The organism is Bradyrhizobium sp. 138, from assembly GCF_023074075.1.
GTDB lineage: Bacteria > Pseudomonadota > Alphaproteobacteria > Rhizobiales > Xanthobacteraceae > Bradyrhizobium.
The window spans coordinates 1-3,285 of record NZ_JADPKT010000077.1 but is presented as its reverse complement, the minus strand read 5'-3'; the positions used below and the strand labels follow the sequence as shown (position 1 = coordinate 3,285).

At 65.1% G+C, this 3,285-nt stretch carries 4 protein-coding genes; all 4 read left to right on the top strand.

Going from position 1 to position 3,285, the window contains the following annotated elements; genetic code table 11:
* Positions 1-328 (top strand): c-type cytochrome (locus IVA79_RS27140; RefSeq protein WP_247558747.1); only part of this gene is annotated, 328 nt, incomplete at its 5' end.
* 122 nt (positions 329-450) lie between these two features.
* Positions 451-1,917, top strand: a complete 1,467-nt coding sequence (ccoG, locus tag IVA79_RS27135; protein WP_247558745.1) for a cytochrome c oxidase accessory protein CcoG — start codon at positions 451-453, stop codon at positions 1,915-1,917.
* A gap of 15 nt (positions 1,918-1,932) precedes the next feature.
* Positions 1,933-2,418: a FixH family protein gene (locus IVA79_RS27130; RefSeq protein WP_247558743.1), complete on the top strand. Its 486-nt coding sequence runs from the start codon at positions 1,933-1,935 to the stop codon at positions 2,416-2,418.
* 12 nt (positions 2,419-2,430) lie between these two features.
* Positions 2,431-3,285 (top strand): heavy metal translocating P-type ATPase (locus tag IVA79_RS27125; RefSeq protein WP_247558741.1); only part of this gene is annotated, 855 nt, incomplete at its 3' end.

Sequence of the window (3,285 nt, the reverse complement as noted above, 5' to 3'; positions counted from 1 at the left end):
GAAGGGCGACGAGATCGTCACGGTCGCCAATTACGTGCGGTCGCTGGCGGGCCTTCCGACCCGCAACGGCTTCGATGCCGCCAAGGGCGAGAAGATCTTCGCGGAGAACTGCGTCGCCTGCCACGGCGACGGCGGCAAGGGCAACCAGGAGATGGGTGCACCTGATCTGACCGACAAGATCTGGCTCTACGGCTCCGATGAGGCGAGCCTGATCGAGACCATCAGCCAGGGCCGCGCCGGCGTGATGCCGGCCTGGGAAGGGCGGCTCGATCCCGCCACCATCAAGGCGATGGCGGTCTACGTCCACTCGCTCGGCGGTGGAAAATAGCAGGTCCGTGGCTCAAAGGATGCCGGCGTGGGCGAACAAAAGCGCCCCCGTTTGAGCTGGATCAAACGACGCGACGATGTCGGGTCTAGGTTTAATCGCACCTCTTCGAGAAGTTCTAAGCGATGAACAAGACCGTCAATCCGAACGAACTCAAGCCTGTGGGCGACAACGGACCGCTCTACGCGGCCCGCAAGAAGGTCTATCCCCAGAGCGTCTCCGGCACGTTCCGCCGGATCAAATGGGGCCTGATGGCGATCTGCCTCGGCGTCTATTATTTCCTCCCCTTCGTGCGCTGGAATCGCGGCCTCGGCGCCCCAAGTCAGGCGGTGTTGATCGATCTTCCCAACAGCCGCTTCTACTTCTTCTTCATCGAGCTGTGGCCGCAGGAGGTCTACTACTTTACCGGCCTGTTGATCGTGGCCGCGGTGGCGCTGTTCCTGATGAATTCGGTCGGTGGCCGCATCTGGTGCGGCTATCTCTGTCCGCAGACGGTGTGGACCGACCTGTTCTATGCGGTCGAGCGTCTGGTCGAAGGCGACCGGCGCGAGCGGATGAAGAAGGACAAATCGTCCGATCCGCTGAAGCTCGAGCGGATCTCCGAGACCGTGCTCAAGCATTCGATCTGGCTCATGATCGCCTGGTGGACCGGCGGCGCCTGGGTGCTCTACTTCAACGACGCGCCGACCCTGGTGAAAGAGCTCGTCACCTTCCAGGGGCCGATGATCGCCTATGTCTGGATCGGCATCCTCACCGCGACGACTTATGTGCTCGCCGGCTACATGCGCGAGCAGGTCTGCACCTATATGTGCCCGTGGCCGCGCATCCAGGCCGCGCTCACCGACGAATGGGCGCTCAACGTCACCTACCGCTACGACCGCGGCGAGAAGCGCACCTCGGTGAAGAAGGCCGCCGAGCTGCGCGCGCTCGGCGAGCAGGTCGGCGATTGCGTCGACTGCTACCAGTGCGTCGCGGTTTGCCCCACCGGCATCGACATCCGCAACGGACCGCAGATGGAATGCATCCAGTGCGGTCTCTGCATCGACGCCTGCGACAACGTGATGACCAAGATCGGCCGGCCGAAGCGCCTGATCGGCTACGATAACGACATCAACATTCAGCGTCGCCAGGAAGGCAAGGCGCCGATCTACCGCATCGTCCGGGCCCGCACGGTCGTCTACAGCGCGATCATCGCAGCGGTCGGCGGCTTCATGATCCACACGCTGGCGACCCGCAGCCTGCTCGACGTCAACGTACTGCACGATCGCAATCCGGTCGCGGTCAAGCTCAGCGACGGCTCGATCCGCAATGCCTACACGGTGCGTCTACTGAACAAGAGCGGCTACGACCGCGCCATCGCCATCGACGTGGAAGGACCGGTCAATCCCACGATGCACGTCGTCGGCGCCGATTCGGTGACGCCGGACCGGCCGATCATCGTGATCCCGCGCGACTCCACCAGCGAGCTGCGGCTGCTGGTCACCGCCCCGGCCGAGAACAATCCGGAGAAGTCGATTCCGGTCCGCTTCCACGTCATGGATATCGGACTTGGCGTCGCCGCGAGCGCCACCGACAATTTCGTCGCGCCATAAATCCAGGAGACCATCATGTCATCCAAGCCGCTGACCGGAACCAAGGTCTTCCTGTTGCTGGTCGCTTTCTTCGGCCTCGTGATCGGCGTCAACGTCACCATGATGAAGCTCGCGATTGCGACGCTGCCCGGCACCGACGTCGACAGCCCCTATGCCGCCGGCCTGACCTACGACCGCGAGATCTCGGCGGCGCATGATCAGGCGCTGCGCAAGTGGAAGGTCAACGCCCATATCGAGCGCCGCAACGGCGGCGGCGCCGTGGTCCAGGTCGAAGCCCGCGATGCCGGCGGCCAGCCGATCGCCGGGCTGAAATTCGGCGGGCGCTTGGAGCGGCCGACCGACAAGCGCGCCGATCTCGCCGTCGAGCTCACCGAGGCCGGCATCGGCCTCTATCGCGGCAATGCCGCGTCCGTCGCGCCGGGCCAGTGGGACCTGGTGATCGAGGCGGAGGCGCGGGGGACGCGTGTGTTCCTGTCGCGCAACCGCGTGATCCTGAACTGAAGGATTTTAATCATGCAGGTCACGCGCGATTTCTCTCATTATGTTCGCGAGGCGGGCGAGGGCGTCCAGCACATCGATCTCGCGGTCGAAGGCGTTCACTGCGCCGGCTGCATGGCCAAGATCGAGCGTGGGTTGTCCGCCATCCCGGACGTCACGCTGGCGCGCGTCAACCTGACCGACCGCCGCGTCGCGCTGGAGTGGAAGGCGGGCACGCTCGACCCCAGCCGGGTCATCGATCGGCTCGAGGAGCTCGGCTACAAGGCCTATCCGTTCGAGACCGCGAGTGCGGAGGTGGCGGAGGTCGCCGAATCCCGCTTCCTGCTGCGCTGCCTCGGCGTCGCGGCGTTCGCCACCATGAACGTGATGATGCTGTCGATCCCGGTGTGGTCGGGCAATATCTCGGACATGCTGCCAGAGCAGCGCGATTTCTTCCACTGGCTGTCGGCGCTGATCGCGCTACCCGCGACGGCCTATGCCGGCCAGCCGTTCTTCCGCTCGGCCTGGCGCGCGCTGTCGGCGAAGACCACCAACATGGACGTGCCGATCTCGATCGGGGTGATCCTGGCGCTCGGCATGTCCGTGGTCGAGACCATCCACCACGCCGAGCACGCCTATTTCGACGCGGCGATCATGCTGCTCACCTTCCTGCTGGTCGGCCGCTTCCTCGACCAGAACATGCGGCGGCGGACCCGCGCGGTCGCCGGCAATCTCGCGGCGCTGAAGGCGGAGACGGCCGCGAAGTTCGTCGGCCCTGATGAAATCTCGCACGTGCCGGTGGCCGCGATCCATCCCGGCGACATCGTGCTCTTGCGGCCCGGCGAGCGCTGCGCGGTCGACGGCACCGTGATCGAGGGCCGTTCGGAGATC